General features: G+C 66.8%; 5 protein-coding genes. 2 read left to right on the top strand and 3 right to left on the bottom strand.

Annotated features, from left to right (window positions below; all coding sequences use genetic code 11):
• Together AC3XYG_RS42345 and AC3XYG_RS42340 are read right to left on the bottom strand one after the other, a co-directional pair.
• On the bottom strand, positions 1-770 hold a 770-nt coding region (locus tag AC3XYG_RS42345; protein ID WP_489145939.1), incomplete at its 3' end, for an alpha-amylase family glycosyl hydrolase.
• A gap of 42 nt (positions 771-812) precedes the next feature.
• Positions 813-1,010 (bottom strand): DUF2934 domain-containing protein, encoded by a 198-nt coding sequence (locus tag AC3XYG_RS42340; RefSeq protein WP_489145938.1) that lies wholly within the window; start codon positions 1,008-1,010, stop codon positions 813-815.
• Positions 1,011-1,554: 544 nt separating this feature from the next.
• Between AC3XYG_RS42340 and AC3XYG_RS42335 the strand changes: the two genes are divergently transcribed.
• Positions 1,555-2,607 carry a LacI family DNA-binding transcriptional regulator gene (locus AC3XYG_RS42335; protein ID WP_489145937.1) on the top strand — a complete coding sequence of 351 codons (1,053 nt, stop codon included), beginning with the start codon at positions 1,555-1,557 and terminating at the stop codon, positions 2,605-2,607.
• On the opposite strand, the gene AC3XYG_RS42330 is transcribed toward AC3XYG_RS42335, so the two are convergent.
• Entirely contained in the window at positions 2,608-3,432 is an 825-nt protein-coding gene (locus AC3XYG_RS42330) for a peptidoglycan-binding protein (RefSeq protein ID WP_489145936.1), read from the bottom strand.
• Between the two features lie 250 nt (positions 3,433-3,682).
• On the opposite strand from AC3XYG_RS42330, the gene AC3XYG_RS42325 reads away from it, so the two are divergent.
• On the top strand, positions 3,683-4,236 hold a 554-nt coding region (locus AC3XYG_RS42325), incomplete at its 3' end, for an alginate lyase family protein (RefSeq protein WP_489145935.1).

Genomic DNA, 4,236 nt, shown 5'->3' with positions numbered 1-4,236 from the left:
AAGAAGGCGCGCACCTGCGGCCTGGCGAAGTCGATCGCCGGCCCCCAGGGCGTGACCCTCGCCCCGTCGAAGAAGGCGCCGGCGTAGTGGCCGAGGAAGTTCCCGGCCGGGCCGAAATGGTTGTAGACGACGTCGAGCAGCACCATCAGCCCGCGCTCATGCGCGGCGTCGACCAGCTGCTTCAGCTCGTCCGGCGTGCCGTAGACCGACGCCGGGGCGAAGGGCAGCACCCCGTCATAGCCCCAGCCGCGCGACCCGACGAAATCGGCGACCGGCATCAGCTCGATCGCGGTGACGCCCAGCCGGGCAAGGTCGTCCAGGCGCCGGATGACGCCGGCGAAGCCGCCGGGCCGGCCGATGGCGCCGCAATGCAGCTCATAGACCACCGCCTCATGCCAGGGCCGGCCGCGCCAGCCTTGCGCGCGCCAGGCATAGCCCTGCGGGTCCCAGACGATCGAAGGGCCGAACGGGCCGCCTTGCTGGTGGCGCGAGGCCGGGTCGGGCACCTCGGTTCCATCCGGTAGCCGATAGCGGTAGGGCGTGCCGGCCGGCACCGCCGGCACGGTCAGGCCGAACCAGCCATCGGCCCGGCGATCCAGCGGCAGCTCGCGCTGTCCCTCGTCCAGCAGCAGCGTGACCGCATCGGCATCCGGCGCCCACAGGCGGAAACGGGTGCTGCCGTCCGGCTGCAACTCGGCGCCGAACGGCATGCCGTGCCGGGCACGGTCCATTTCCGCAGGCAAGGCTCGGGTGGTGGCCGATGGGATCACTGGGCCTGCTCCACGGTCGCGAAGGACAACACCAAGGCGGCCTTACGCATCTTTCGACGCAATCTTCGCGCCAAGATCCTCGCTGCCTTCGGGCACGCTGCCCGAACTCTCGGCCTCATCGGCCAGGATTTCGGCTTCCGCCTGGACCCAATGCTCGTCATGCCCGCCCTCGGGGCGACCCAGATTCTCCCAGATCTGATAGGCGCGCTGCCGGATCTGCTCTGAACGATCGTCGCTCATCTGTCTCTCCCGTAAGAGTATCGGAGGCGTAGGATTGATATGGTTAGGGACGCGTCTCAGGTCTCGGTTGGAAATGTTAATGTTTTGTAAAATAACAAATGATGCTATTGTTGCTGAATACCCTGTAATTCACATGCAGAGCTGACACAATTATTGTCAGGCAAAAGCCACCGCAAGACCGTTGGTCCGGCGATTTTGCCTGTCCGCCCCGGGGCGGGCGCACCGAGCCGGCTGCGCCATCCAAATTTCGGGTTCTCGGAGGGCCGTCTGAACGGCGCGTCGCGCCCGCACATCCGACCTCATCAGCGTCAATAGCAACGGCGCCTGGGAGTTCCCGCAGCGGCACAAATTTTTGCGCTTCGCTGTGATAGGAAAATAGTCTTTTCTCTCACTCGGTGAGTTGCCCATAATCCCCGCAGCGATGCCCACTTGACGCGCAGAATAGGAGATTGGTAACGTTCCCATAGGGAGGCCCGGTATCTGGTTTTCCATGATGGAGCGCACGACCCGCCGTCAGCGGGCGGCAGACTCCAGGGAGGTGCCTTTGACCGGTCAACGCGACCGCCAGCCAACGATCATCGACGTCGCCCGCCTGTCCGGCGTGTCGAAGACGACCGTGGCGCGGGTGCTGTCCGGCGTCGGCGCGGTGCATGCCGAGACCCGCAAGCGGGTGGAGGAGGCGGTCCGCCAGTCCGGCTATGAGCGCAACCACCTGGCCTTCGGCCTGCGCACCGGCCGCAGCCGCACCCTCGGCCTGGTCATCCCCGACATCTCCAACCCATTCTGGGCCGATTTGGCCCGCGGCGCACAGGACGCGGCGGAGGCGCAGAAGCGGTCGCTGCTAATCTTCAGCTCCGACTGGGATGCGGAGCGCGAGCGCCGGCACCTGCAGGCGTTGCGCCAGGCCCGGGTCGACGGCATCATCCTGAACCCCGCCACCGACGACCGCGACCTGTTGCGCCAGGCCGAGGCACCGGTGGTGATGATCGGCTCCAGCAGCGCGCGGTTCCCGGATTTCAGCAGCGTGTGCAGCGATGTCGCCCAGGGCGTGCGGCTGGCGCTGGACCATCTGGTCGCCGCCGGCCACCGCCATATCGGCCTGATCGACGGCGGCAGCCGCCGCGTCGTCCGCACCCGCTTCCGGACCGAGGCGCAGGCGCATTGGCAGCGCCACGGCTTCGGCCCGGCCACCCTGCCGATGGACGAGGGCGACTACACCGTCGAATCCGGCCAGGCGGCAACGCTGCGCCTGATCGACCGGGAAGGCGGGCGGATGACCGCGGTCTTCGCCGCCAACGACCTGATGGCGGTGGGCGCCATCCTGGCCGCCCGCGCCACCGGCCGCGCCTGCCCGCGCGAGATCTCGATCATGGGCATGGATGGGGTCGAGGCCGGGGGCTACACCGACCCCGGCCTGACCACCGTCGACAAGCCGCGCTACGACATGGGGGTGCAGGCGATGCGCCGCCTGTTGGCCGAGATCGACGGGGCGGGCGACATCGTGCACGCCATGCTGCCCTGCCGGGTGGTCGCGCGCGCCTCGGTCGCGCCGCCGGCCCACGCCCGCCGGAGGCCGGCGGGCGCGGCGGATACCTGATCAGGTGACGTCGAGGGCCTTCTTCAGGGCGCTGTCGATCGATCCTGGCTTCAGGCCTTTGTCCTTTCGGAACCTGTCGATGGCGGCAGTCGTCTTGGGGCCCATGACGCCGTCGGCCGTCACCGTGGTGAAACCGTGGGCCCGGAGCGCCAGCTGGACCTTGCGGATCTCCTCCTTGGTGGGCGGTGCGCTCTTCGCCGGCGCGGCGGGCTTCAGGATCTTGCGCACCTTCTCCAACCAGGCCTCCCGGTCGGGCTGGCCGTTGAGGCCGCCATTGACCAGGCGCGTCACCCTGGGGAAATCGCCCTCGTCGCAGGCGGCGTTCACCTTCTTCCACCGCCAGAAGCCGCAGGCGACGCGCAGCGCGTGTTCCGGCGCCGCGGCGTGGTCCGGATGGTTTTCGAGGTCGACCCCGATGGCGTCGCCGATCGCGCGATAGCCGTCGCGGCCGGTGATCTGAATGTATCCGCGGCCGCGATACCGCCAGCCGTCACCCGATTCCGGCGACCCGTTGCCCATGCGGCTGGCATAGACCTTGTTCGCCAGCGCCTCCGGATTGTTGGCGAAGGGCTCGGCCGCGGCCAGGGCGGGGAAGCGTGATGGCCAGATCTCGGTCATCCGCTTGGCGCTGTATTTGAGGTTTTCCTCGATGACGCTGAGGCCGCCGGATTCATGGGCGACCTGCGCCAGGAAGAAATGCAGCCGGTTGGGCCGATCGGCCATGTCGAACTCGGCGAACACGGTTTTGGACTGCTTGGCCAGCGCCTCCAGGATGGCCTCGCGCCCCTTGGGAAACAGCTCCTTCAAATCCTCGAGAGAAATCATCACCGGTCTCCTCAAACAATCCGCCAGCGCCGCCGCTGGACTTAAAAATCGGGATGCTGGAAACGGAATTACGGAAAATTATAGAGAATTTTAAATTAACAATTGCAAGTATAGGCTCAGTCCAGGACGACGGCAACCCACTCGGATGGAAGAGTGTCGGTGAATTGAAGTGTTGTGCGGAAAAGGATTGAGCGGACCGGCCGGTCGCGATCTATTGGATAGGACCACTATCCATCCGGGGGGATCGATCATGCGGGCTGCCGCTTTCGCCTGTGCCGTGCTTGCCTTGCTCCTGACCGCCGCGTCGGCCGTCGCGGCGCCGTCGCGCTGGTTCAGCTATGACCCGGCCAAGATCGAGCTGGCGCGGGCGAAGATCTCGGTCGGCGATCCGCTGTACCAGCCCTCCTATGTCGCGCTGCTGAAGACTGCCGACCGGGCCCTGGCTAAGGCGAATCCGTCGGTCACCGGCAAGTCGCTGACCCCGGCTTCCGGCAACAAGCACGACTATTTCAGCTTTGGCCCCTATTGGTGGCCCAACCCGAACACGCCGAACGGGCTGCCCTATATCCGCCGCGACGGCCAGACCAACCCGGACAGCAAGACCGATGCCACCGACAGCGTGCGCCTGTCCGGCTTTAGCAGCGATGTCCGCGCCCTGGCGCTGGCTTACACCTTCACCCGCGACCCGAAATACGCGGTGAAGGCGGCCGGAATGCTGCGCACCTGGTTCGTCGCGCCGGCGACGCGGATGAACCCCAACATGACCTATGCCCAGGCCATCCCCGGCATCGTCGACGGCCGCGG

This window comes from Inquilinus sp. (assembly GCF_057815775.1).
This window is presented reverse-complemented; position numbering and strand designations above follow the sequence as displayed.

What these genes read in the sequence shown, in the direction of transcription:
- AC3XYG_RS42340 (WP_489145938.1), bottom strand. Translation starts at nt 1,010, where the DNA reads ATGAGCGACGATCGTTCAGAGCAGATCCGGCAGCGCGCCTATCAGATC.
- AC3XYG_RS42330 (WP_489145936.1), bottom strand. Translation starts at nt 3,432, where the DNA reads ATGATTTCTCTCGAGGATTTGAAGGAGCTGTTTCCCAAGGGGCGCGAG.